22 protein-coding genes are annotated in these 22,008 nt (G+C 58.0%); 13 read left to right on the top strand and 9 right to left on the bottom strand.

The features are described from left to right. Positions 1-101: 101 nt before the first annotated feature. The 7 genes from ACZYOF_RS02200 to ACZYOF_RS02170 form a co-directional block, all read right to left on the bottom strand. Positions 102-683 (bottom strand): hypothetical protein, encoded by a 582-nt coding sequence (locus ACZYOF_RS02200; protein ID WP_463714651.1) that lies wholly within the window; start codon positions 681-683, stop codon positions 102-104. A gap of 52 nt (positions 684-735) precedes the next feature. Continuing rightward, positions 736-1,959, bottom strand: a complete 1,224-nt coding sequence (locus ACZYOF_RS02195) for a GmrSD restriction endonuclease domain-containing protein (RefSeq protein ID WP_463714650.1) — start codon at positions 1,957-1,959, stop codon at positions 736-738. A 77-nt stretch (positions 1,960-2,036) separates the two neighbouring features. After that, positions 2,037-2,303 carry an HGGxSTG domain-containing protein gene (locus ACZYOF_RS02190; protein WP_463714649.1) on the bottom strand — a complete coding sequence of 89 codons (267 nt, stop codon included), beginning with the start codon at positions 2,301-2,303 and terminating at the stop codon, positions 2,037-2,039. Then, positions 2,300-2,821, bottom strand: coding sequence for a hypothetical protein (locus tag ACZYOF_RS02185; protein WP_463714648.1), 522 nt, complete (start codon positions 2,819-2,821; stop codon positions 2,300-2,302). Before ACZYOF_RS02185 ends, ACZYOF_RS02190 begins: the two co-directional genes overlap by 4 nt. A gap of 1,024 nt (positions 2,822-3,845) precedes the next feature. Further along, on the bottom strand, positions 3,846-4,820 hold the full coding sequence (locus tag ACZYOF_RS02180; RefSeq protein WP_463714655.1) for an efflux RND transporter periplasmic adaptor subunit: 975 nt from the start codon (positions 4,818-4,820) through the stop codon (positions 3,846-3,848). Next, positions 4,817-5,035, bottom strand: a complete 219-nt coding sequence (locus ACZYOF_RS02175; RefSeq protein WP_282531718.1) for a DUF1656 domain-containing protein — start codon at positions 5,033-5,035, stop codon at positions 4,817-4,819. Before ACZYOF_RS02175 ends, ACZYOF_RS02180 begins: the two co-directional genes overlap by 4 nt. After that, a complete protein-coding gene (locus ACZYOF_RS02170; RefSeq protein WP_463714647.1) occupies positions 5,032-7,110 on the bottom strand; it encodes an FUSC family protein in 2,079 nt (692 codons plus the stop codon). Before ACZYOF_RS02170 ends, ACZYOF_RS02175 begins: the two co-directional genes overlap by 4 nt. A gap of 93 nt (positions 7,111-7,203) precedes the next feature. Here ACZYOF_RS02170 and ACZYOF_RS02165 point away from each other — a divergent pair, with 93 nt between their 5' ends. Next, positions 7,204-8,049, top strand: coding sequence for an AraC family transcriptional regulator (locus tag ACZYOF_RS02165; protein WP_463714654.1), 846 nt, complete (start codon positions 7,204-7,206; stop codon positions 8,047-8,049). A 9-nt stretch (positions 8,050-8,058) separates the two neighbouring features. Here ACZYOF_RS02165 and ribB read toward each other — a convergent pair whose 3' ends face one another. Together ribB and ACZYOF_RS02155 are read right to left on the bottom strand one after the other, a co-directional pair. Continuing rightward, positions 8,059-9,135, bottom strand: coding sequence for a 3,4-dihydroxy-2-butanone-4-phosphate synthase (gene ribB / locus ACZYOF_RS02160; protein ID WP_282531716.1), 1,077 nt, complete (start codon positions 9,133-9,135; stop codon positions 8,059-8,061). A 24-nt stretch (positions 9,136-9,159) separates the two neighbouring features. Beyond that, the gene (locus tag ACZYOF_RS02155) at positions 9,160-9,786 is read right to left on the bottom strand and encodes an Lrp/AsnC family transcriptional regulator (RefSeq protein WP_282531715.1); all 627 of its coding nucleotides are present in this window, start codon (positions 9,784-9,786) and stop codon (positions 9,160-9,162) included. A 545-nt stretch (positions 9,787-10,331) separates the two neighbouring features. Here ACZYOF_RS02155 and ACZYOF_RS02150 point away from each other — a divergent pair. The 12 genes from ACZYOF_RS02150 (at position 10,332) to ACZYOF_RS02095 (ending at position 21,977) form a co-directional block, all read left to right on the top strand. Further along, on the top strand, positions 10,332-10,703 hold the full coding sequence (locus ACZYOF_RS02150) for a VOC family protein (RefSeq protein ID WP_463714646.1): 372 nt from the start codon (positions 10,332-10,334) through the stop codon (positions 10,701-10,703). A 58-nt stretch (positions 10,704-10,761) separates the two neighbouring features. After that, positions 10,762-11,283, top strand: coding sequence for a flavin reductase family protein (locus ACZYOF_RS02145; protein WP_463714645.1), 522 nt, complete (start codon positions 10,762-10,764; stop codon positions 11,281-11,283). Positions 11,284-11,505: 222 nt separating this feature from the next. Then, entirely contained in the window at positions 11,506-12,375 is an 870-nt protein-coding gene (locus ACZYOF_RS02140; protein WP_394566934.1) for a branched-chain amino acid ABC transporter permease, read from the top strand. Then, the gene (locus tag ACZYOF_RS02135; RefSeq protein ID WP_463714644.1) at positions 12,359-13,390 is read left to right on the top strand and encodes a branched-chain amino acid ABC transporter permease; all 1,032 of its coding nucleotides are present in this window, start codon (positions 12,359-12,361) and stop codon (positions 13,388-13,390) included. Before ACZYOF_RS02140 ends, ACZYOF_RS02135 begins: the two co-directional genes overlap by 17 nt. Beyond that, positions 13,387-14,112, top strand: a complete 726-nt coding sequence (locus ACZYOF_RS02130; protein WP_282531710.1) for an ABC transporter ATP-binding protein — start codon at positions 13,387-13,389, stop codon at positions 14,110-14,112. The genes ACZYOF_RS02135 and ACZYOF_RS02130 overlap by 4 nt, the downstream gene beginning before the upstream one ends. Further along, entirely contained in the window at positions 14,105-14,824 is a 720-nt protein-coding gene (locus tag ACZYOF_RS02125; RefSeq protein WP_463714643.1) for an ABC transporter ATP-binding protein, read from the top strand. Before ACZYOF_RS02130 ends, ACZYOF_RS02125 begins: the two co-directional genes overlap by 8 nt. Positions 14,825-15,032: 208 nt before the next feature. Further along, positions 15,033-15,800, top strand: coding sequence for an enoyl-CoA hydratase/isomerase family protein (locus ACZYOF_RS02120; protein WP_463714642.1), 768 nt, complete (start codon positions 15,033-15,035; stop codon positions 15,798-15,800). After that, positions 15,801-16,562, top strand: a complete 762-nt coding sequence (locus ACZYOF_RS02115; RefSeq protein ID WP_463714641.1) for a creatininase family protein — start codon at positions 15,801-15,803, stop codon at positions 16,560-16,562. A 226-nt stretch (positions 16,563-16,788) separates the two neighbouring features. After that, the gene (locus tag ACZYOF_RS02110; protein ID WP_463714640.1) at positions 16,789-17,919 is read left to right on the top strand and encodes an LLM class flavin-dependent oxidoreductase; all 1,131 of its coding nucleotides are present in this window, start codon (positions 16,789-16,791) and stop codon (positions 17,917-17,919) included. Between the two features lie 29 nt (positions 17,920-17,948). After that, complete coding sequence (locus tag ACZYOF_RS02105) at positions 17,949-18,728, top strand: enoyl-CoA hydratase/isomerase family protein (RefSeq protein ID WP_282531705.1); 780 nt, start codon at positions 17,949-17,951, stop codon at positions 18,726-18,728. Between the two features lies 1 nt (position 18,729). After that, positions 18,730-20,601, top strand: coding sequence for an AMP-dependent synthetase/ligase (locus tag ACZYOF_RS02100; protein ID WP_463714639.1), 1,872 nt, complete (start codon positions 18,730-18,732; stop codon positions 20,599-20,601). 143 nt (positions 20,602-20,744) lie between these two features. Then, entirely contained in the window at positions 20,745-21,977 is a 1,233-nt protein-coding gene (locus tag ACZYOF_RS02095) for an ABC transporter substrate-binding protein (RefSeq protein WP_282531703.1), read from the top strand. Positions 21,978-22,008 lie beyond the last annotated feature (31 nt).

Here is a 22,008-nt window from a genome sequence, read left to right as displayed (position 1 = left end):
CAAGGGCTTCCGACGATTGAAGGCACATCAGCAATTGGCGATTCTGCGTGCGGCCCTTCAAGCTCACCACAATCCCATGACGATCAAGCCCGTTGCCCATGTCACAAGGGCCGCGTAACATTCATTCCGGCAACGTCGGCCCGACGTAGTTCAACAGCGATCGGGACATCCCCTCCAAGCTGCGCCATATATACTTCGAAGCGGCTTTCCGCCGGGCCAATACGAGATCGCAAGAATCCGGCGGGGCTTCGCTCGTTCTGAAGTAACGGCATCGATGCCGTTACTGTTCGCTGGAACTCCGAAATAGCATGGTCGCTTCTATGAGCGATAGCGTTCCTAATCACCGTGATGGTCTTCAGCTGCGATTTGTCTCCATCGCTCAATTCGGTGAACGGGCGGCCATCCCTCAAGTAAAGCTTGGCCCGCTTCTCGGTGTTGGCGAATGGCAGCCAGTTCATAAAAGCGTTGCCTTGCAACAGGATTTGCATCAACGCCTCATTAGAGGTGGTAGACATCAGAACTTTGACTCGCTGCCTATTATACTGGGCGCGCCCCAACAAAATCGCGATGAACAAATCTTCTAAAAAAGCTTCAAAGCTGGTAACCGCGCGAAGGAAAAGAGCTTCATAAACTGAATCAAGATCGGTCTTGCTGATGCGTTTTGCGGCGAATAACTTCTCCATTCTATGGCGTGTAAAGTTGAGCCTTTGAAGGCTGCGCTGAAATTTTCCTAGCTCATCCTGAGGGTGGGGCATCGCTCTTACCCACCAAGAAGTTAATCACTGTACGCCGATTGATTGCGTCCGTTGTCGCTCGCTGCAACGAGTTAAGAACATAGTCAGGGGCTTGCCGCTTCCTGATTGCTTCCGCACTCCGCAGTAAGCGGCCCCTCGTCTCTGGGGCTAGCGGCGCAGCCTTGTCTTTCGAAAGGCTAGCTAGCTCTAACTTGACTTTGTGCTTCAGGACATAGGGAGTTCTGGTCTCAAACTGGACGCTGTAAACGGCTGCAAACAACGCGAAGAACATGGTCCGTGTATTGAATAACTCGTGCCTATCATTAACCAGAAGATCGTCAATTGTGTCGAACACCAACCTGAACCGTCGCTCCACTTCGCTGCGGTCGCGAAATTCCGAGTCAAAGTCCTCGTAAAAGCGATCAATTGTTTTGCTGTCTTTCTCCAGTATTCCGCTCATGATGAGAATCATGAACTCACTAGCTGTTTCAACTTCACTCATCCGAGCGATCTGAGAAGGCGCAAAAACTTTCCAATCATCACGCCATCTGTAAAGCTGCTCTGTTGCCAACTCGTATGCGCTGGTTTTGAATTCACCAAAGAATTCAGCGTTTCGCAGCTCCTGCGCATTAAGCTTGACCCCAGTGGCGTTCATCCGCGCAAAGATTTGCAGAATCTGGCGGTCGTCGGTATCGGCAGAAAACGAATGCACGCTGAATTGATAGTCGAGGATGCGCTGTTGCGTGTCTGAAGACAGTTGATGAAATCTCTTCCCCCCCAATTCCTTGTTGTGCGTCCGATCAATCTCGAAATCATCGTGTTCCGGATTGTAGTCGGGCAGCAACTCGTGATTGATGAACGCAAGAATAGTGCGAATGCGTTGTTGGCCGTCTACTACATCGCGATGAGGCTGAAAGGTCTTCAGGTCAGCGCGCAAGTCGCGCAAGAATATGATCGGTACAGGTAAACCTCGAACAATCGTATCAATAAGAAAGGACTTTGCCTTTTTTGACCAAACGGGACGCCGTTGAAAATTGGGGTTCAGCTTGAGAGTGCCGTCGCGCTGCCAGGTGACAAAATCCCCAATTCTGTACTGCGTGCGGAGGGTCTGAGTGTTCATCATCAATGAGTCCATACGCGGTTCTGCAGCTGATTGCCAGTCGCTCCAATAGCGATCTAAGCGTGCAGCTTGACAATTATGCCCCTCTTCGGCGCGTTCAGTCAAAGTAATAACTCCCCTGTCGAGGCGATCGATCGGTCGCTGATTTTTTTGTGGTTAGAGTGCGTTTTCGCGAAGGCCACTCACTTCATCTCCCCCAGCAGCTTCCGCGCCTCACCCAACAACGCCTGAATCTGCCTTCGCTCGGCGATCGCATTCCTGGTGAACAGGCCGTGCTTGCGCGCGTTCTGGTTTGCCTTTGGCGCGCCGGATCCCTGTGCGCCGCCGTGCATGCGGCAGCGCTTTTTGCCGTGCACCGCCGGCGAGCGGCACGCGCCGGCGGAACGGGTTTTGGCGCCACAACGTGGGCTCGCCAGCATCGGGCCGGTATTTCTGATGTGATCGCTCATGCCTGTGCTTCCCGCTTGGAAGCAGCGGAAGCTTGCCCTCGCTTGGAGCCCGAGGCCTTCGGCGCATTCCGCGCAGCGGATGCTTGGTTCTTGTCTGCAACGATCACGTTCGCATGCTGCGTGACGTTGCCGACAATGGCCTTGCCGCCGTCCTCCACCTTCACGTTCTGCACGGTGATGGCGGGCTCGCCATGGCTCCGGTAGCGGTTGAGTGCCTCGATCTGGGCGGGAAAGGTGCGGGCGAGCCTGCCCAATGCGCGCGCGGCGCTGTCGTGCTGGGCGAGGTCGTCGGCACTGGCGAGGTGATGGGCACATCGCATCGCCATCACATGAACCGAAACCATCTGCGCCACCAGCATGGCCTCGACGGAATCCCTTGGGCGAATGCTCTTCACCATTGAAATCATGAAGGACAGGTTGACCTCGTCGGGGCTCCCGCCGCTCACGCTGGCCCTGACCAATTGCCGGAGGATGCCATCCATCGCTTCGCGATCGGTTGCTCCCAGCGCGTTCGCCATGAGCTGTTCGCCGAGCTCCGGATCGGGATGCTCGATGGAGAATCCGTGTGATGAGAGCCTTATCCGCGGGGCTGCGGCAGCTTTGGCGGGGTCGGTTGCGGCGATCGTCTTTGGCATGGCGAGGCTTGGGGCGGTGTTCATGTCGCGACTCCCTGGCACCCGCGCGGCAAGCGCGCGCGGTTCGGCCACGCGCAGGCCATCGTTCGCCGCGCGGAGCCGGTGCAATTTCAATTGTGGGTGAGGATTCGGGTGAGGATTCTTGGACCGCAATCGCAACCGACCCGCCCGCTATTGCGGACCGACGGGCGTTACAGGATTGCGGGGAAGATGAAGGAATGCCCCTGATTTGCCCGACGTGTCAAGTTGCTGTTCGAGCGCCCGCGGCCGCCTGCTACCTTGCATGGGGTTGTTTTCGATATTTTGGGAGCGCGCACCTTTGAAGGGGAGTTCTCCAACGTCATCCGCAGGCAAAGCACGGTGCGATACGCATGGTCGCGGGTATCGAGTTGCATGGCCGAGCTTCGCAGTTTTGTTCTGAGTGGCGCGCCAGGCCACGATATTCTGCGATGTTCTACGACATTGTACGACGCAGCCCCCGTATGCGGTGGCTTGGTTCGAAATAAGCAGAGTGTCGCGATCCAAAGCTGGACTCGCTCGCTAAAGATGGACGGGCCCCTCGTTTTGGATCGGGAAGCGCACTCCTATTTCAGTTCGAGAACGAAGAATCCGAATGACGGGGGTTTGAGTCCCTCCCCCGCTACCACGGGCCACGATTTTGCACGCCAAACTACGATTTTCTGCGATTTTGTACCCACGATGGCCGCACTCGGCGCGGGTCTCACGCAGTGGCAATCGTGTCGATGAGTTCGATGTAGCGGCATCTCGGGCTGAATCGGCAGTCTACCACTGCAGAGCCCTAGGCGCTTTGGGATGAACAGCGCCGGTTTGATCCGAGATCGACGACTTCCGGTCAGGCCGGACACTGTTTTTGGCACAGAGCGCAGGTTTGCCAACTTGAGCTGGTTCAAAGCTTACGCATTGCTGATCGCCCGCGACCGTCCTCCAGATCGAACACCCGTAGGAGGCGCCAGAGACCAGACCCGAGCATCGACGTGACCACAGGAGTGCGACCGGTGTCGCCGTCGATCTGAACTGTGACGGTCCGGCCGACGATCAATTCGTCCGCATTGTCTTTCAGATCGAGCCTGATCCGGACGGGAATGCGCTGCGCAAGCCTGACCCATGAGAACGTCGGATTGATATTGGCAAGCATGCTCGCACCCGAACTTCGTTCACGATCTTCGATTCCTCGGGCGATGCTATCAACTTTTCCTCTCAGGGTCGAGCCGCCCATCAACCTGACATCGGCAGCATCGCCTACATGGATGCGTGCGAGCTTGGTCTCCTCGAAATAGCCTTCGACGCGCACGGTATCGGTGTCGATCAAGGCCATGATGCCTCGGCCCGCTGGAAGATAGGAGCCCGGACGCAGATCGAAGTTCGTCACGCGACCGTTCACCGGCGCGCGGATCTCGGATCGGGCCAGATTGAGACGCGCGACGTCCAAATCCGCTAGGGCCTGATTGTAGGCAGCCCTGGCCTGAAGGTCAGCAGCGCGGACGGTCTCGTGCTGCTGTTGAGAAACGACCCCGTCGCTCAGTTTGTCATAGCGGGCGCGGTCGCTCGCGGCTCTCTCGGCGGCGGCTTCCCGGCTTGCCACTACGGCCTCCGCCTGTCGGACGGCCAGGCGGAAACGCTCCGGATCCAGCCGGAGCATGACGTCCCCCTTGCGAACCGCCTGATTATCCTTGATCAGGACCTCTTCGACGAGACCGGAGACGTCCGGCGCAACGGCGACAACGTCGGCCCGGACGTGACCGTCCCGCGTCCAGGGCGCATTTGCGTAGTGGTCCCACATGTCGATGCCGACCGGTGCCGCGATGGTGAGAGCCAACGCGGTGATGACGATGCGCGGCAGGATCGAGCTTCTCGCGGTCATGGTAGTAACGTTCCCAATATAGCGTAGGAGATATCGACGAGGATCACGAAGATGGCGAAGTCGAACAGCGCCGGGTGCCACGCGAAACTCTTGATATCCGGCGACACGAATCGCTTGAGCGCTGCAGACAAAGCGACTCCAAGCCCGAGGGCGCAGACGCAGGCGAAGACAAAGGTCGGCACGAACACACCAGCGATGTTGATCTCTTCGTTCATTGCGTAACTCGGTCGAAAGACGGAGCTTGCGCATTCGGAAAGAGCGCGCGGCGGAGGCCGACCAATGCAGTCAGCCGCGTTCGTCGAATTGCGGGCTCCCATGCGCCGTGCTCGCGCAGTGCCACATCGATTGCCGCGAGCAGGGCCCGCGCCTCGGTCGGATGAAGCTCGCTGTTCCCTGTCGCGAACCATCGAAAGGCGTGCGACAGCTTGGGGGTCAGACTCTCGAGGTTCTTGCTGAGCTGGTCGTCGAAACCCACCACGCTCGATTTCAGGTCGAGCAAGTCCAGGCCCATCTGCAGCGCGGCCAGCGAGCGGCCGGCTTCCGCCTCCACGTCCGTGCCGGACAGCGCCAATCTGGGAACGACCAGGCCGAGGCGGTCGAGCATCACGCCCAGCCACCGCTCGCGGTTCATTGGTCGGCGGGCGCCGGCGAGGATCGCCAGGTCGACCCATCCGTGCCGGAGCAGGCGCCGGGCCGCGCGCTTTGCCGTCACCGAGCGGAATGTACGCACGGCCAGGAACGCGGCAGCGAGGCCGACGACCGCGGCAGCGTTGGCATTGATGAACGAAGCGAAGTCGGCCGAGAACCTGTTTTGAAGATCAAGCGCCCCGATCAGGCCGAGGACGAGGGCCAACGCTTTGAGAGCGTGACGCGGATTGGCCTGCTGATAACCGAGGACGAGGAACGACGGAGCCAGCGAGGCTGCCAACATTGGAAATCCGTCGATCGCCGGGAAGATCAGAAACAGGTAGATGGCCGCGATCGGCAGCGACGCCACTGTCCAGATCGTATAGGACACCAGGGTCGGTGCTGGATCGTCGAGGCTGCTGAAGAGCGCTGCAGCGATCGCTGCGATCTGTGCGGCGGTGGCGCCTTCCGGCCAGGAGGTTGCGATCCAGACGGTGCAGCAGCCAAGCACGGCCGCGAAGAGAGCGACGACGGACAAGGCAGCGAGACCCTGATCACGATGGAGATTTCTCCTGGCGCGGCGGATCTTGGGGCGAGGTGCCGCAGTCAGCTCGGAAGTCGCCTTGGATCCATGGATGATCGCGGACAATTCGTGGGCCGCAGCCAATGCTTCAATCAACGCCGCCGATTTGGCGATCGTGCTGGATGCGAGAAGCCTATCCCATTCGTCCTGCGCAGCGGGCAGTGCGGCTTCGAATTCCGCGCAGCGGCGCAGCAACTCGTCCGGGCTCAGCCGCGATTCAACTGGATCGCGCGCCCATTCGCCGAGTTGCGAGAGAAGTTGATTCAGCTCCGGCGTGCACCGGTTGCCGAGTGCGGCGAGCCGGTCTTCGACCGCCGTCAGCATGGGCAGCACGAGCGCGAGTTTGTCCTGCAAGGCACGGATCGCCGATATCTCCGGCTTTGTCGCAGCCGTGTCGTAGCGGAGATGAGTCGATAGCATTTCGAAGTGGGTGACGTCTGCCGCCAACCGCCAGCGTGCGGAGTCTGCTTTCGTCGGTGCGTGATTTAGCAAGGCATCCGCCGTCCAAGCGGAAGCATCGCGAACAGCGGCGTCGATTGACTTCATCAGCGCGCCCGTGACGTCGCGCGGAAACAGCAGGGTGTGGACGATCGTTGCACAGCAGATGCCGAGGACGATTTCCTCGACGCGTGCCAGGGCGGTGTCGAAAACCAATTCCGGAGCAGTTACGCTTGAGAACGCGACGGTCGTCGCGGTGTATCCCGCCAGCATGAAGGCGTAACTGCGGGGCGTCCGGTCCTGCAGGGAGACGTACAGACAGAACGTCGCCCAGCCGGTGATGGCGACGGACATCAAGGTCGGCTGATCGACCAGGATTGGAACCAACGTCAGGGCTGCGCAGGCCCCGAGCAGCGTGCCGAGCATGCGGTAAACGGCACGCGAACGGACGGCGCCAGCAAGCGGTTGGGCGGTAAGATAGACAGTGAGCATCGCCCAAGATGGCCGCTGTAGCCCGAGACGAAACGCCAGATAGATCGCGAGCATCGCCGCGATGAACGAATTGGCCGAAAACAGCGCCCATTTGGGGTCGAAAGTGAGTGCGGCGTCTCCGAAAACGCGAGACAGAAGGGTTCGGGTCATGTTCCAGGTCGGGTCTGTGAAGCACCTGGACGATAGAACTTGTCGCGCAACGAGAATTTCGCTACTTTACCAAATAATTGCTAAATCATGACAATGCGCGGCTCTCTCCTCCAATATTACCGTGAATTCGATCCGGACGCGCTGAATCGTCCGGTCGTCGCACTGATGGTCGATACTCAAGAGAAGGAGGACGAGCTTCCGATCCATACACATCGGAAAGGGCAGTTGGTCCTGACACAGCGCGGCGGTGTAACTTGCGAGGTCCCCAGCGGGCTTTGGATGGTGCCTCCGCGATGCGGCGTCTGGATTCCCGGTGGCATGCCGCACAGCAATCGCGTGACTGCCAATGCCAGCATTCACTTTCTGTACGTAGACATGGACGCGGCGCCCGTTCCGACGGAGTGCTGCACGCTGTCGATCACGCCTCTGCTGCACGAAGTGATTCATCGCCTGGCGACGCTGCCGCCGCTCTACGATCCGGAAGGACCAACGGCTCAGATCGTCGCCGTCCTGCTGAACGAGCTCATCGAGATGCCGACCGAGCAGCTGCATCTTCCGGTCACGCGTCACTCGAAACTACGCGCGATCGCCGATACCTTGATGGAAAATCCCGGCGATCGCCGTACCGTGGCGGAATGGGGCGAAACCATTGCTCTCGGCGAGCGGACCCTGATGCGCCTTGTCGTCGCCGAGACCGGCATGACGTTCAGTCGTTGGCGTCAACAACTCCATATCATCGTCGCTCTTCAGCGCTTATCCGCGGGAGATTCCGTGCAGTCGGTGTCTGAATCGCTCGGCTACGAGTCTGTCAGCGCGTTCATCACAATGTTCAAGAAGGCGCTCGGCAAATCGCCGGCACGATATTTCTCCGATCGCGTCAACAGACAGGGCGAGAGTGTTGAAAGTGCGGCGCACTTAAGCCGCGAGCGGTCACCGTGAGGATCGAAATCAAAGTCGTTCGTTTCGAACGATTTCGATTCCGAATCCGGACAGCCCTTTGAAGTGATGAACTGATGATGTCAGATGGCGGATGGAGGTTATACCCAGATCTCGCAGAATCTGGGCGCCGACCCCGATCTCGCGCCATTGCCGATTGCGATCGCCCTCCGAGGAGCTTGACGGGGCCAGCGGTACCGGTGGAACGCCAGCGGCACCGTCTCGCAGGTAGATGAGCACGCCGCTTCCGTTCTCCTTGAAGCGCTGCAACACAGCGTTCATCTTCGCTTGAGCCTGACCTGAAAACATGTCGCGTATGATGTTCGGCTTGTAGAAGCGGGTCAGCACGTTCCTGCCATCTCCTATGTCGCCATACACGTACGCAACATGGTGAATTGGATCAAACGGCGATCGATAGGAGTATCCTTGTAGCGGACCGATTGGACTATCGGCAGTGACGCTTGAGACCCGCTCAATTAATTTCTCACGCGCTTGCCGGAAACGGATGATGTCGGCGATCGTCAGGTGCTTGAGATTGTGCCTGTCCGCAAACTCAAGAACTTGCGAACCCTTCATCACCGAGCCGTCGTCGTTCATCAATTCGCTGATGACGCCAACCGGGGACAAGTTGGCCATCTTGCATAGGTCGACCGCGGCTTCAGTGTGGCCGGATCGCATCAGAACGCCGCCTTCCTTCGAGATGAGCGGAAAGATATGGCCGGGACGCGCGAAGTCACTTGCGCCGACGTTAGGGTTGGTCAGAGCGCGGCAACACGAAGCGCGTTCTTCAGCAGAAATTCCAGTGCCGCCATCAGGTTTATAGTCGATTGAAACGGTAAAGGCGGTGGCATGGTTGGCGTCGTTGTTGTTGACCATTGGATCAAGTCTCAGACGACGCGCGTGTTCGGAGGTGATGGGCGCGCAGACGATGCCGGACGTGTGGCGGATGATGAACGCCATCTTTTCGGCGGTGCATAGCGATGCCGCCACGACGAGGTCGCCCTCGCCTTCGCGATCGTCATCGTCAGTAACGACGACTATCTCCCCATCGGAGAGGGCTTTCAAAACGTCGGAAATCGAAGCCGTCATGTGCCGCTCGAACCAGCTCGGTCGTCAGAGACCGGTCACGCTATGGCTGAGGGTGCGGAAGGCCTCACCGCCCATCGCGCTATCACCCCTTGCTTGGGCGGCCGAGTCGTACCGAGGCTTCGCGGGCCTCTCCATATACTTCGAAGTACTATTGCACGCCTTGATCGTGACCGGACGGCTGGTGTCAATCGGGAGCACCGTCTTGTGGGAGATCCGCTTCAGCGCCAGATTTGAACGAATGCTCGAGACGCCGGGTATACGCGAGATCTTGTTGACGATGAGGTCTTCGAGGTCCTCTATGTCGGAAACCATGACACGGAGCAGATAGTCGCTGTCTCCCGTCATTAGGTAACACTCCATGACTTGGCTCAGGCGATCAATCGCGCGCGTGAAACTATCTAGAGATAGCTGGACTTGCTTCTCAAGCTTGACCTGGATGAACGCGGTTACGCCGATGCCGAGTACGGCCGGATCCAGTACCGCAATTCGCCGATCGATCACGCCGAGTTTTTCAAGTGTCTTAACTCGAGCAAGGCAGGGCGATGGTGAAAGATTGACGCGGGAGGCAAGCTCGACATTAGTCAAGCTCGCGTTCTGCTGCAGTTCATTCAGGATCTTTATGTCGATCCTGTCGAGAGCCGTCGTTGTCATGTCGTTGTCTCCTCCAAGGCAAACGGTCGCTTTATCGAGGCCCGGTCCCGCGCCTTATGTCGCGCGGTGACATCTCGATGACACGGATGCTAACCGCCGGCTGGGTTGCGGAATTTCGATAAAATGACGACTTGTATCGCAAAACAGTCAATCGCGATATGCGTCTCGCGGGAGCACAGTGCGACTGTCCTAAAAATAAGCGCGGATGCGTCTGAAAATACGTCAAGTGGCTCCGATAATGAGCATAAGACGCATCGAGGGATCTCGGCGATGGTTCCTCGACATGATCTGTTGCGCGACACCTTGAAATCCGGCGCACGTTTGGAATGACGGACGATCACGCTCGAATAAGTCATGCGATCTCATCACGACGAGCATGTAGGACAGAAGCGCCATCAGGTCGCGCGGGTGCAGCATAAAATGCTGATCAACAATGTGAGCGACGGGGTGTTTGAACATTAATGCTGGGAAGGCAGCGCGATTATTATTGGATAATCGCGGGAAATCTTCGATCGGCGGACCTGCGATGAATCGGAGCCAGGAAAGTGAAACTCAAGCAAGTCTATCTCACTGCCATCGAACCTGAAGGTCTTGCCAGGTTCTACGAAGCTCTGGGATTGACGATCCGCTTCGCGGACACCGGAAAGTGGATTCAGTTCGCAGACGATAAGACCGCTTTCTGCATCGCAGGTCCGACCGAGTCCGTGTCTGGTCAGTCACGGAATGTCGTTGCCGTCTTCGAGGTCGAAGATCTGGAAGCGACAATCGAACGCGCACGGGCTGCGGGCGCTGAGGTGTTCGGTGAAATTTGCGACATGGGCGCGCACGGCAGAGTGGTGCAGGTAAGAGATCCGCAAGGCAACACGATTCAGCTCTATCAGGCCACAAATAGATACAGCAGGGGCGGACCCTGCTGATTGAACTTGACCTGCCAAATCGAGGCAATTGACCACCATAACCTCTCGAGTGTCGCTAATGCCTATTCAAGAAGCTCCATTGCTCAGCGCGGCGGAATTTCTCTGCGCAATGCGAAACGTGCCTGGCGCCGTTTCGATCGTCACCACCGGTAGGCGGCCGAGCAGGCACGGTCTGACGTTGACCGCAGGCTGTTCATTGTCGACTGAGCCGTCAAGCGTGCTCGTCTGCGTCAATAAGTCCGCTGGCGCGCACGATACTATCATGAATAGCCGATTGTTCTGCTGGAATATTCTGGCGGCGGATCATTCCGCGCTAGCCCAGAAATTTGCTGGGCAGGACGGGAGCAAGGGCGACATACGATTTGCTGAAGGCTCGTGGCGAGAGCTTGTCACGGGAGCGCCAAGCCTGATCGAGGCGATCTGCAGTTTTGATTGCTGCGTTGTCGAGACGCACGATGCGGGGAGCCACACGATATTTGTCGGCGAGGTCGTGGCGCAGGCGACAAACGCCGATCGGGAGCCTCTTGTCTATGTGAGGGGCGCATTTGCAGTGCCCAAAATTCAAGACCCACGACACTAGTTTAGTGCGAGACAACGATGCCGCGAGAGTGCGTCAAGCAGCAGTGGAATCCGAAGATGATTTCCTCCCCGGGAGGCCAATAAAGTTCGACGAACCAGGACAGAGCATCAATGGCGGGGTAGTCATGATCCAAGCGAAACGTAATCGGCCGCAGGTTGTCGCGCCATCGAGCGTCGCGGTGTCGAAGCCGCAATGTCCACTCGTACCGTTTAGTGGCCGCTAATGTTGTCGCTTTGGCTCAATGTTCTCGCGAGCGGAATACTGCTCGGTCTGGTCTACGGGCTCGTCGCGCTCGGCCTGACGATCATTTTCGGCGTCATGCGCGTCGTCAACTTCGCGCATGGTGAGATGGTCGTCTTCGGCGTCTACATCGGGTATTGGGCCGTCCGCATTTGGGACGTTCCAATCATTGTCGCGGCGGCGATAGCAGCGGTCGTGATGTTCGCCTTCGGATACCTGTTGGAGACCGTGATCGTGAAGCGGTTCGTCAACCGACCCCATCACTATCAATTCATCGTCTTTATCGGTCTATCGCTGCTTTTCAGCGGCGCCCTGCTGGTGACGTTCGGACCGGATCCCCGTCCCACTGCGTCCCAGCTGTCGTTTCGTACCGTATCGCTTGGCTTCTTGACGCTGGATCTGGCGAGGCTGCAAGCGGCGGCGACTGCAGGCGTGCTCATCGTCGTGCTGGGAGCGTATCTGAAGTTTTCGTCGTTTGGCCGGTCCTTGAGAGCGGCCGCAGACAATCGGTTGGGCGGCCTGGTCGTAGGGCTGAACATTCCGCGGGTATATGCGGTGACCTTTGGTATCGGAACGGCGTGCGCAGGTGTCGCCGGCGCCTTGATATCTCCCTTGTTTGACGCCCAGCCATATCTGGCCGTGGACTTCACTCTGCTCGCTTTCGTGACGGTTATCGTCGGCGGTCTCGGCAGCTTCAGTGGAGCGCTCCTGGGCGGATTGACTATCGGCGTGGCCGAGGCCATCGCGGCCTTGATGTTCGCTCCGTCGATGAAAACAGCACTTCCCTATGCACTCCTGATCGTCATCCTGATCTTCCGTCCCAGAGGGTTTTTCGGTGCAAAAGAGTTTTGATGGCGCGACCGAGATGAAGCGGTGGCTCGCTGGAGGAATGCTCTTCGTCATCCTTGCTTTGGTCGGCGCTGTGTCGAACTCGTACGTCCTCTCGTTGATGACGATCGTCTTGCTGTTCACCTTCATGGGGCAATCGTGGAATCTGATGCTCGGGATCGGCGGCCAACTGTCGATAGGTCATGCCCTCTTTGTTGGCCTGGGAGCTTATTCGGTGGCCGTGCTCGACATCAAGTACGGCCTCTCTCCATGGATAGGCCTTCTGCTCGGCATGGTCATAGCCGGATCCGTCGGTGCGGTGATGGCGTGGTTGAGCTTCCGGTTCGAAGTGCGTGGAATCTATTTCGCGTTGCTAACGATCGCTGCCGCGGAGTTCGCCAGGATCATGTTTAGTGGCTGGGAGTTTGTCGGCGCAATGCAGGGACTGTTCTTTCCAGCGCCAAGCGGCACGATCGACATCTCGATGCTCCGAGGAGATGCGCGGTTCTATTACTTTCTCGCGCTCGCTCTGGCAGCATTGGGCATTGTCGGAACTGAACTCATCTCGCGATCGTACCTTGGATATGTCTGGCGGGCGATGAGGGATGATGACGAGGCGGCCCGCGCTCTCGGTGTCCGCACGTTCCGACACAAAATTCTTGTGATCTCGATATCGGCGGCGGCCGCGGCAGTCGGCGGTGGAATTCTGGCACTCGTGCAAGGATCGATATTTCCAGATTCGATCATGGGCATGGGAATCTCGGTTGACGTCCTGATTGGGCCCGTGGTCGGCGGGCTAGGTACGACGTTCGGCCCGCTGGTCGGATCGCTGGCCGCTATTCCTCTGAACCATTTGATGAGCGCTCTCGGCGACAGTCTTGGGATCCCGGGGCCGAACAATATCGCCTACGGTATCGTTCTGATTTTGGTCGTCTGGTTGTTGCCGGACGGCATTTGGCCGGCGATCGTCCGGCTCTATAAGGCAATCCAGTTGCCATCCAGCGTGTGGCTGCCGCAACCCAGGAAGGCCGAGCGATGACAAGCCTGCTCGAGGTAAAGAACCTCTCTCGATCATTCGGGGGATTAGTCGCAGTCAACGACGTCAGCTTCGCCCTTGCAGCCGGTCATATCACCGCGCTCATCGGGCCGAATGGGGCAGGGAAGACGACATGTTTCAATCTTGTTGCCGGGGCCCTGAAGCCGACGAGTGGGCAGGTGTTCTTCGAGGGGCGTTCGATAAAGAATACACCGCCTGAAGACGTCTGCAGGCTGGGTATCGCGAGAACGTTCCAGATCGTGCGACCGATGCGCGATATGTCGGTCCTGGAGAACGCAATGGTCGGAGCCTTCAGTTGGACCAAGAAAGTAAACGAGGCCAGAGCGACGGCATACGAGTCGCTCGAGAGTGTCGGGCTCGCCGGCAAGGCGAATGCGAGGACGGATCAGTTGACGCTGCCGGATCGGAAGATGCTGGAAACGGCTAAAGCGCTATCCACGCGACCGAAGCTGCTCTTGCTTGACGAGGTGATGGCGGGCCTCCGGCCCACCGAGGCGGCGGGAGTTGTCCGCGTGCTACAGAAATTGGCCGAAAGTGGACTAACGATCCTCCTCGTCGAGCACGTCATGCGGATCGTGATGGAGGTCGCGTCGAGCGTCGTAGTACTTCATCATGGAGCTAAAATCGCAGAAGGAAGTCCTAAAGAGGTGGTCGCGGATCCGAGGGTCCTTGAAAGCTATCTGGGGACGGGCTTCCATGCTTGACTATGCGCTTTTATCGATCGACGGTCTTTGTGTTGCGTACGACGGATCGAACGCCTTGAACGGCATCTCCTTGCAGATCCACAAGGGCGAGTTGATCTGTGTCGTGGGCGCGAATGGTGCGGGAAAGACTTCCCTGATCAGATCAATCTCAGGCATCGTTCCATCTTCGAGCGGCGTCGTGAGGATGAACGGCGTTGATATTACCGGGATGCCGCCGTGGGAGATCTGCGAACTCGGTATTGCGCAGGTCGCCGAAGGGCGGCAGATTTTTGGAAGCCTTTCCGTCGAAGAAAATCTGCTCCTGGGCGGATCACTTAAGCGCGCGAAAGCCAACCAGATCGAAACACTCGAGTTCGTCTATCAATTGTTTGAGAGGCTCCGAGAGCGTAGGCGACAATTTGCCGGGACGCTATCCGGCGGCGAACAGCAGATGTTGGCTATCGGACGCGCAATCATGTCGAAGCCGGAAGTAGTCATGTTCGACGAGCCGTCTATTGGACTGTCGCCCGCTTTGACGGACGTGATGTTTGGAGTGGTGAAGTCTTTACACGAGCAAGGGATAACGGTGCTTTTGGTCGAACAGAACGTCGCGAAATCCCTCGCGTTGAGCAATCGTGGCTACGTCTTGGAAAACGGATCGATCGTACTCCACGGATCGAGCCACGAACTGCTGAACAACTCCGAGATTCAGCGCGCATATCTCGGAATGTAGCGGGCTTTTCGCCCTTATGTATCAAGCTGCTCAACGAGGGTGGCTCTATCTCTCCTGGCTAGCCGGCTTTACGGTCCGCGGAAGCGCTGGAAATCCGTAGCAGAAAATGCCGCGAGATGGCGCTCTAGCCACAATTTGTGTCGATGCGCGCTGACACGGAAACGGTGTACAGCAATCAATTCCGAGGTGCGTTGCTTAAGCTTTCCCTATGGAAAACAATGACGCCCTTATAGTCGAGCGCGACCTTGACATAGTCACGATGACCATGAATAGGCCGCCAGCAAATGCCTTGAGTAACGGACTAATCAATCGCTTGCTGGCCACTTTTCGTGCACTGTCTACCCAATCGTCGCCGCCGGGTGTTGTATTGACGGGTCAAGGTGATCGCTTCTTCAGTGCCGGCGGCGACATAAAGGAAGTGGCCGGCATCGAAATATCTAGACCTCGCATGAGGGTCTTCCACGCGCTTCTTTGCGAGATAGAGAGATATCCGGGCCCGGTCGTATGTGCCGTTCGAGGGTATGCAGTCGGAGGGGCGCTGGAATTTCTTCTTCATGCCGACTACGTCGTCGCAAATCGCGAGTGCAAGATCGGATTTCCGGAAATCAACCACGGCCTCTTGCCTGCAGCCAAAGGAATACGGCAAGCAGTCCGGAAACTGGGACTTCGTGAAGCACAGGCATTGCTCTATTGGGGCGAGTTAGTCGATGCGCAGAAAGCCCTCGAAATTGGAGCGGTCAACGAGATCACAACCACCGCGCAAGTGACGATTCGTTCCGTGGAAGTATGTAAGCATCTTCGTGGAAAGGAACAAAAGCTATTTGCCGCGATCAAGCGCTCGTTGAACTTGACGGGACAAATGGATGACTCCTCGCTCGAGGCGATGACGATTGAAGATCTCAGCGCCTACCTGACCGATAATAGTTCTGCAGACGCGCGTGCCCGCTTTCTATCGAAGAATTCAAAGAAGGAATGAATGACCGCATTGGCTGATGAAATCCGCCTAGAGCTCATGAGCTTCGAGGAGGTATCGGCTGCCCTGGCGCAAGGAGGTTCGACGGTCCTGATACCATGCGGCGCTGTCGAGCAGCATGGACCGCATCTTCCGCTTTGCATGGATGCCGATCACGCTGACGCGCTCGCGGCAAGAGTGGCACGGCATCTTGGCAATGCCCTGATAGCCCCTACGATCAAGGTCGGCTGTTCAGCTCACCATCTTGTCTTCCCCGGCACCATCTCCCTTCGACCGGAAACGTTCGAAGCAATCTGCCTGGACTACTGCACAAGTCTCGCACACCATGGATTCAAGCGCATTCTGCTATTCTCCGGACACATCGGAAACTTTCCGGTCTTGCGCGACATTCTTCCTCGGTTGAGGCGCGCGGTTCCGAAAGACGTTGAGATCGACGCGTTCTGCGACTCTATTGCTTGGATCGACGGGTGGCGAAACGCCATCAAAGCTGCCGGGGGGGACCCGAATGCAGTTGGTGGGCATGCCGATATAGCGGAGACGTCTCTCATGATGTGTCTCCGCCCCGATAGCGTGCGGCTAGATCGGTTCGAAGTAGGACACTTGGGCGCTCTGTCTGAAGAGCAGCTTCACTCCATGTGGAAGAATGGGATCAAGTCGATCACGGAGAACGGGATCATTGGCGATCCGCATGGTTCGACCGTCGAAATCGGCGAGCGATGCCTTGAGGCGATAGCGGATCTTCTGGTCGTCTCGTTCGGTAAATAACTCGACGCCTGTTGCACCTCATGCGTGCCGCCAACACAGGAAGCTGCCAGCGAAGGAATACGACGTTGCAGCCCGCAAGAGGTGTTGGTCAGGGACAGGAGCGTGGTTCGGCTGCTTACAGCATAAAATTTGGAAAGTTGTGTAACGACGACCAGCATTCGAACGAAAATGTTGCTCCGCCTATGAAACGCTGTGCCGATCTCGAAATGCTCAGAGGATTTAAAAGATGGCACTTACGTTCGGGTTTTGGTCGGAGCAAGAAACCCAGGTCGGCCAGAGCTATGCGCGCCGACTTCATGAACTGGTGGACGAGGTGCGCCTCGCGGAAAAAGTTGGGTTCGACTGCGTCGCGCTGTCCGAGCAGCACGTCGCGCTCGGCGGTATCTCGAGCTCAGCGCCTGAGGTCGTGTATGGCTACCTCGCCGCCGTGACGTCGCGCGTGAAGCTGCGGTCCGCGGTTACTCTGATGCCGCACAGGATCAATCACGCTTTGCGGTCGGCAGAGCGATTGGCGGTCACCGATATCCTATCCCATGGCCGCATGGAATTTTACGGCGGCCGTGCCAATACGACCATCGCAATGCGCGCGTTCAATGTTGATCCAAGTGAAACGCTTGCGCAGATGGAGGAAGGTCTCGCGCTTCTGAAGAAGTCGATGCGCGAGGATATCTTCACTTTCGAAGGCAAATATTACCAGATTCCACCGCGAATGCTTGTCCCGAAGCCGGTTCAGAAACCGCATCCGGTCATCGGCATTGCCGCGACCAGCGAACGCAGTCACAGCTGGGCCGGCTCCGAAGGGTTGGCCGTGATGAGCAGCAACATCTACCAAGGGTGGGAAATCCAGGAAAAGCTGATCAACGCGTACCGCAGTGCTTGGAGACGGGACGAACGCGGCCCGCTTGAGCGTGCTCGCGTCGGCATTCCGCTCTTCTTCGGCATCGGCCCCACGGACCAGAAGGCGAAGGACGACTACGCTGAGCCTCTGATGCACTATGCGAGGATCTCCACCGACGCGTATCCCCGCCTGGCGAAACTTGCTGATGACTATGCGTACATGAGCGAAAGCGTTCCAGCGATGGAGCGTGCCGCAAAGGACTGGGACTACCTGCTTAACCACTCGGCGACGACGGTCTGCGGAAGCCCCGACACCGTCATTCGCCAGATCGAAAAGTTCCAGGCCCTGGGGATCGATGAGGTGCTTCTTCATCTCGATTCGGTGAACCACGAGAAGATCATGGAAGCGATCGAGATGGTCGGGCGCTACGTGATTCCCCATTTCAACGACAGAAACAACGTCGTGCGGCCCACGGAAGACATCCTCGGGCAAATTCGAGCTATGCGGCCTCAGAAGTAGTTTCGCAAAGAAACAAAAGGGAAAGACCAATGCAACAGCATAGCTACAAGTATCTGATCATCGAGAAGCGCGCCAGCGGCGTTGCCGTCGTGACGATGAACCGGCCGGAAATTCTGAACGCGATCAATTGGGACATGCACGAGGAACTGGAGCAGGTCTTCGTGGATCTCGATAAGGACAAGTCGGTCCGTGCGATCGTGCTGACCGGCGCGGGACGCGGCTTCTGTTCGGGCGGCGATCAGAAGTCGCTCGACAAGGGCAAGCTTCCGTCGCCGACAAGGAGCGGACGTCACCTTATCCGCAATATGCTCGAAGTCGAAGTTCCGCTCATCGCGGCGGTCAACGGCGTTGCCGTCGGTCTTGGCGCAACGCTTGCCTTGTTTTGCGACGTCATCTTCGCAAACCCGACCGCGCGATTTGCCGACACGCACGTAACCGCTGGCGTCGTTGCGGGCGACGGTGGCGCGGTGATCTGGCCTCTTCTGATGGGGCCTGTGCGAGCGAAGCACTATCTCATGACGGGCGATTTCATTTCCGCAGAGAAAGCGGCGTCGATGGGGATGATCAACGAAGTCATTTCGAACCGGGACGTCAGAGACGCTGCAATCGAGTACGCCGAGATGCTTGCAGGGGGGCCGCAGGAATCGATCATTTGGACGAAATACAGCGTCAACAAGATCATCAAGCAGTACGCACACCTGCTTCTCGATACTTCGGCCGCGCTGGAGATGCTTACCTTCGCATCGCCGGAGCGTCGCGAGGCTGTAGCCGCATTTGCAGAGAAGCGGAAGCGCTTCGCGGAGCGATAAGATGGACGTCGAATCCGTTACGTCGGGAGCTCAACTCGTCGACGTGACCATTCCGCAGCTTTTGGGCGCGCGAAGAGCCGAACGCCCGGACGCGGTCGCGTATCACCAGAAGCGTCACGGCGAGTGGATCGCCGTGACGTGGAAGCAGTATTCGGATCGGGTCGCAAGCTTGGCGGTTGCCCTGCAGAAAGCCGGGCTCGAGCGTGGGGACCGCATCGCCATCATGGGGGACGTGTCCCAGGAGTGGCTGCTTGCGGACATGGCGACGATCTGCGCCGGCGCCGTGATGGTCGGTGTCTACTTCACCTCGTCGCCGGAAGAAGTCGGCTACTATCTGAGCGATTCCGGAGCGTCCTTCGCCTTCGTCGGCAGCGAGCTTCAGCTGGGCATCGTCCTTGGATCGGGACAGGCTGAAAAGCTGAAAAAGATCATTATGCTGGATGCTGCATGGAACGGGGCCGGCGGAGCGGCAAATGTCGTCTCCCTGAAGGACTTTTGCGGGACGGCTCCGGTCGATACCGACGCATTTTTGCGGGAGCAGGCGGCGAAAGCCAAGGCCAGCGATCTGGCGAGCATCGGATATACCTCCGGCACCACAGGCTTCCCGAAAGGTGCGATGCTGACGCATCTCTCGTTGCTTGCCGGCGCGCACTGCGTAACGACGTTCACCATGCGCATGCGCACCGACACTCATCGCGTTGTCGTCCATCTGCCGATGTCGCATACCGTCGCGCGCGCGCAAGCCACGACAATGCCATTGATCGCAAAAATGGTTCCGTATTTTGGCGAGACGAGCGCGGATTTCGCTCAAACGATCAAGGAAGTCAAGCCGACCTACTTCATGGCGCCGCCGCGGTTCTTTCAGCGGTTTGCCACGCAGATCCTCAGCAAGGTTCATTCCGGGTCTGCGAGGCAGAAGCAGGACTATCAATTCGCGATGAAGATCGCCCGCAAGGCGCTTGATGATCGTCAGGCTGGTGGTGAGCCAGACCCTTTCATATCCGGGCTCTTCGAGGTCTGCCGGAAACAGATATTCCGTCCATTGCTTGCCGAAGTCGGATTCGAAGAACTCACGGTTGCCTTCACGTCCTCGGCGGCGATGCCTTCCGAACTGATGTCTCTGTGGCAATTGTGGGGACTTCAGCTTAAGGAGTGCTACGGCCAGACAGAACTGGTCGGAGCCAACCTGGTCCAGATGGCAGAATGGCCTGAGGCCGGTACCGTCGGAATGCCTTTGCAGGATCCGGCGTGGGAGACAGCGGTTCTTGAAGACGGGGAAATGATCACCCGCGGACCGGGACTCTTTGTTGGATACTGGAATAAGCCCGAGGAAACCAAGTCGGCTCTGCGGGACGGTTGGCTCTATACCGGAGATATCGTCGAAGTCGGACCGACCGGGCTTTTCAAGCTGATCGATCGCAAAAAAGAAATCATCAATACATCCAACGGGAAGTCAATCAGCCCCACCCAGATCGAAAACGAGGTCCGCCATAGTCCGTTCATCTCCGAAGCGGCGGTGATCGGAGAAGGAAAGAAGTATCTCACCGCGTTGATCGAAGTCGACGCGACCGCGACGATGGATTGGGCGAAATCGCGCGATCTTAAGATCGCACAGTATTCGGACCTGGCAAATTCCGAGGTGGTCGTCCGAATGATTGAAGGCGAGATTGCCAAAGCAAACAGCCGGCTGGCGAGAGCCGAGCAAATCAAGGCCTTTCGAATACTGCCGGAGGAGCTGTCTCCGGAGAATGGCGTGATGACACCGACACGAAAAAAGCGCCGAAAGCAACTGATGGAACGATACCGGTCGCTGATCGATACACTTTACGACGACACCGAAGAGAACCTGATCAAGACCGAGATGGGAATGTGATCTGAACCATTGCCGCTTATGCGAATCATACGTGCCGGGTGCATGTCGCAGCAGCTTTCGAGCTACAGCGCGCACCGTCATCCATCCATAAAGTTTCCTACCGAACCGCCTCAATATTCATTGCAGTCAAAAGGGGACATCACATGAAGAATCGCATCGGAAACGGGATAACGCGCCGCACCGTACTCGGCAGCGGCGTTGGCATCGCCGCCGGGCTTGTATCGTGGCCGGTCAAGGCGGCGACCCCCACCAAGGTGCGAGTCGGCGCGATCATGCCGAGCAGCGGTGTGTTGGCGTTCCCCGGACAGGCTTGCGTGCGCGGCATCAATGTTGGTGCGAAGTTCGCCAAAGAGAAGTTCGGAATCGACATCGAAATCATCCACGCCGATACGCAGAGCAGGCCGGAGAACGGGCGAATCGCCGCCGAGAGCCTCATCAGGCAAGGTTGCAGGGTACTCATTGGAGCCTGGGACTCAGGAGCAACCATCTCGGCGCTTCAGGCCGCGGAGGCCGCGGCCGTTCCGATGGTGGTGCATATCGCAAGCGCGACCCAGGTGACCTCGCAAGGGTTCACCCAGGTCTTTCGCTACTACCCCACGTCGCTGACGATCGTCAGGAAGTCTCTCGCCGACTTGAAGTCGGTCCTGTCGACGCTGAAGGATTCGCCGACGAGCGTCGCCGTTCTTCATCTCAACAACACGATGGGTCAATCGACCGCTGCAAGCATCGATCAGGCCTGGAAGGAAGAGAACGTTCCGCTGAAGATCGCTCAGTACGTTCCGTATGACGAGCGGGCCAAGGACCTCTCGGTTGAGGTCGCGAAAGCCAAGGCGTCGGGCGCCGATGCGCTTGTGTCGGTGACGCGCGTCAATGATGCCATCATGATCATCCGGGAATGCATCAAGCAGGGGTGGAATCCCAAGATGATCTTCTCGCCGAACTCCAACGGCGTGCAGGATAAAGCGTACTACGACGCGCTGGGCAAATACGGCGACGGCGGAATCTCGACGGGCTTGTGGTGCAACCCCAAGGCACCGGACACCGAAGCCATTCTCAAGCGGTTCGCCGCCGACTATCCAAATGATTGGTTCGATGGAAACGCGGGATGCGCGTTCGAAGCCGTGCAGATTGTCGGAGATGCGGTGACCCGCGCGGCTTCCCCGGAGTCTGCAGCAATCCATGCTGCGCTCAAGGCGACTGACATGACGCCGTTCCTGATGTCGAGCGGCAAGATCAAATTTGATGCTACCGGCCAGAATATGGGCAGCGACATAACCATGCTACAGGCCCAGAATGGAAGGCCCCGTGTGGTCTCGCCGCGGGCCGTTGCGGAAGCGGAACTTCAGTATCCGCTGGTTCCGTTCAACGCGCGGTGAACAAGAGATGAGATGCGGCCCCGGACAATCG

Source organism: Bradyrhizobium sp. LeoA1Lang, assembly GCF_055413685.1.
Note: the sequence above shows the minus strand (reverse complement) of the source record. Positions and strands in the feature narration are given on the sequence as shown.

Bases quoted from the DNA above. Each gene is read 5' to 3' on its own strand.
- ACZYOF_RS02200 (WP_463714651.1), bottom strand. From the start codon at position 683: ATGGAGAAGTTATTCGCCGCAAAACGCATCAGCAAGACCGATCTTGAT.
- ACZYOF_RS02190 (WP_463714649.1), bottom strand. From the start codon at position 2,303: ATGAGCGATCACATCAGAAATACCGGCCCGATGCTGGCGAGCCCACGT.
- ACZYOF_RS02185 (WP_463714648.1), bottom strand. From the start codon at position 2,821: ATGGCGAACGCGCTGGGAGCAACCGATCGCGAAGCGATGGATGGCATC.
- ACZYOF_RS02180 (WP_463714655.1), bottom strand. From the start codon at position 4,820: ATGACCGCGAGAAGCTCGATCCTGCCGCGCATCGTCATCACCGCGTTG.
- ACZYOF_RS02175 (WP_282531718.1), bottom strand. From the start codon at position 5,035: ATGAACGAAGAGATCAACATCGCTGGTGTGTTCGTGCCGACCTTTGTC.
- ACZYOF_RS02170 (WP_463714647.1), bottom strand. From the start codon at position 7,110: ATGACCCGAACCCTTCTGTCTCGCGTTTTCGGAGACGCCGCACTCACT.
- ACZYOF_RS02165 (WP_463714654.1), top strand. From the start codon at position 7,204: ATGCGCGGCTCTCTCCTCCAATATTACCGTGAATTCGATCCGGACGCG.
- ribB (WP_282531716.1), bottom strand. From the start codon at position 9,135: ATGACGGCTTCGATTTCCGACGTTTTGAAAGCCCTCTCCGATGGGGAG.
- ACZYOF_RS02155 (WP_282531715.1), bottom strand. From the start codon at position 9,786: ATGACAACGACGGCTCTCGACAGGATCGACATAAAGATCCTGAATGAA.
- ACZYOF_RS02145 (WP_463714645.1), top strand. From the start codon at position 10,762: ATGCCTATTCAAGAAGCTCCATTGCTCAGCGCGGCGGAATTTCTCTGC.
- ACZYOF_RS02140 (WP_394566934.1), top strand. From the start codon at position 11,506: ATGTTGTCGCTTTGGCTCAATGTTCTCGCGAGCGGAATACTGCTCGGT.
- ACZYOF_RS02130 (WP_282531710.1), top strand. From the start codon at position 13,387: ATGACAAGCCTGCTCGAGGTAAAGAACCTCTCTCGATCATTCGGGGGA.
- ACZYOF_RS02125 (WP_463714643.1), top strand. From the start codon at position 14,105: ATGCTTGACTATGCGCTTTTATCGATCGACGGTCTTTGTGTTGCGTAC.
- ACZYOF_RS02120 (WP_463714642.1), top strand. From the start codon at position 15,033: ATGGAAAACAATGACGCCCTTATAGTCGAGCGCGACCTTGACATAGTC.
- ACZYOF_RS02115 (WP_463714641.1), top strand. From the start codon at position 15,801: ATGACCGCATTGGCTGATGAAATCCGCCTAGAGCTCATGAGCTTCGAG.
- ACZYOF_RS02110 (WP_463714640.1), top strand. From the start codon at position 16,789: ATGGCACTTACGTTCGGGTTTTGGTCGGAGCAAGAAACCCAGGTCGGC.
- ACZYOF_RS02105 (WP_282531705.1), top strand. From the start codon at position 17,949: ATGCAACAGCATAGCTACAAGTATCTGATCATCGAGAAGCGCGCCAGC.
- ACZYOF_RS02100 (WP_463714639.1), top strand. From the start codon at position 18,730: ATGGACGTCGAATCCGTTACGTCGGGAGCTCAACTCGTCGACGTGACC.
- ACZYOF_RS02095 (WP_282531703.1), top strand. From the start codon at position 20,745: ATGAAGAATCGCATCGGAAACGGGATAACGCGCCGCACCGTACTCGGC.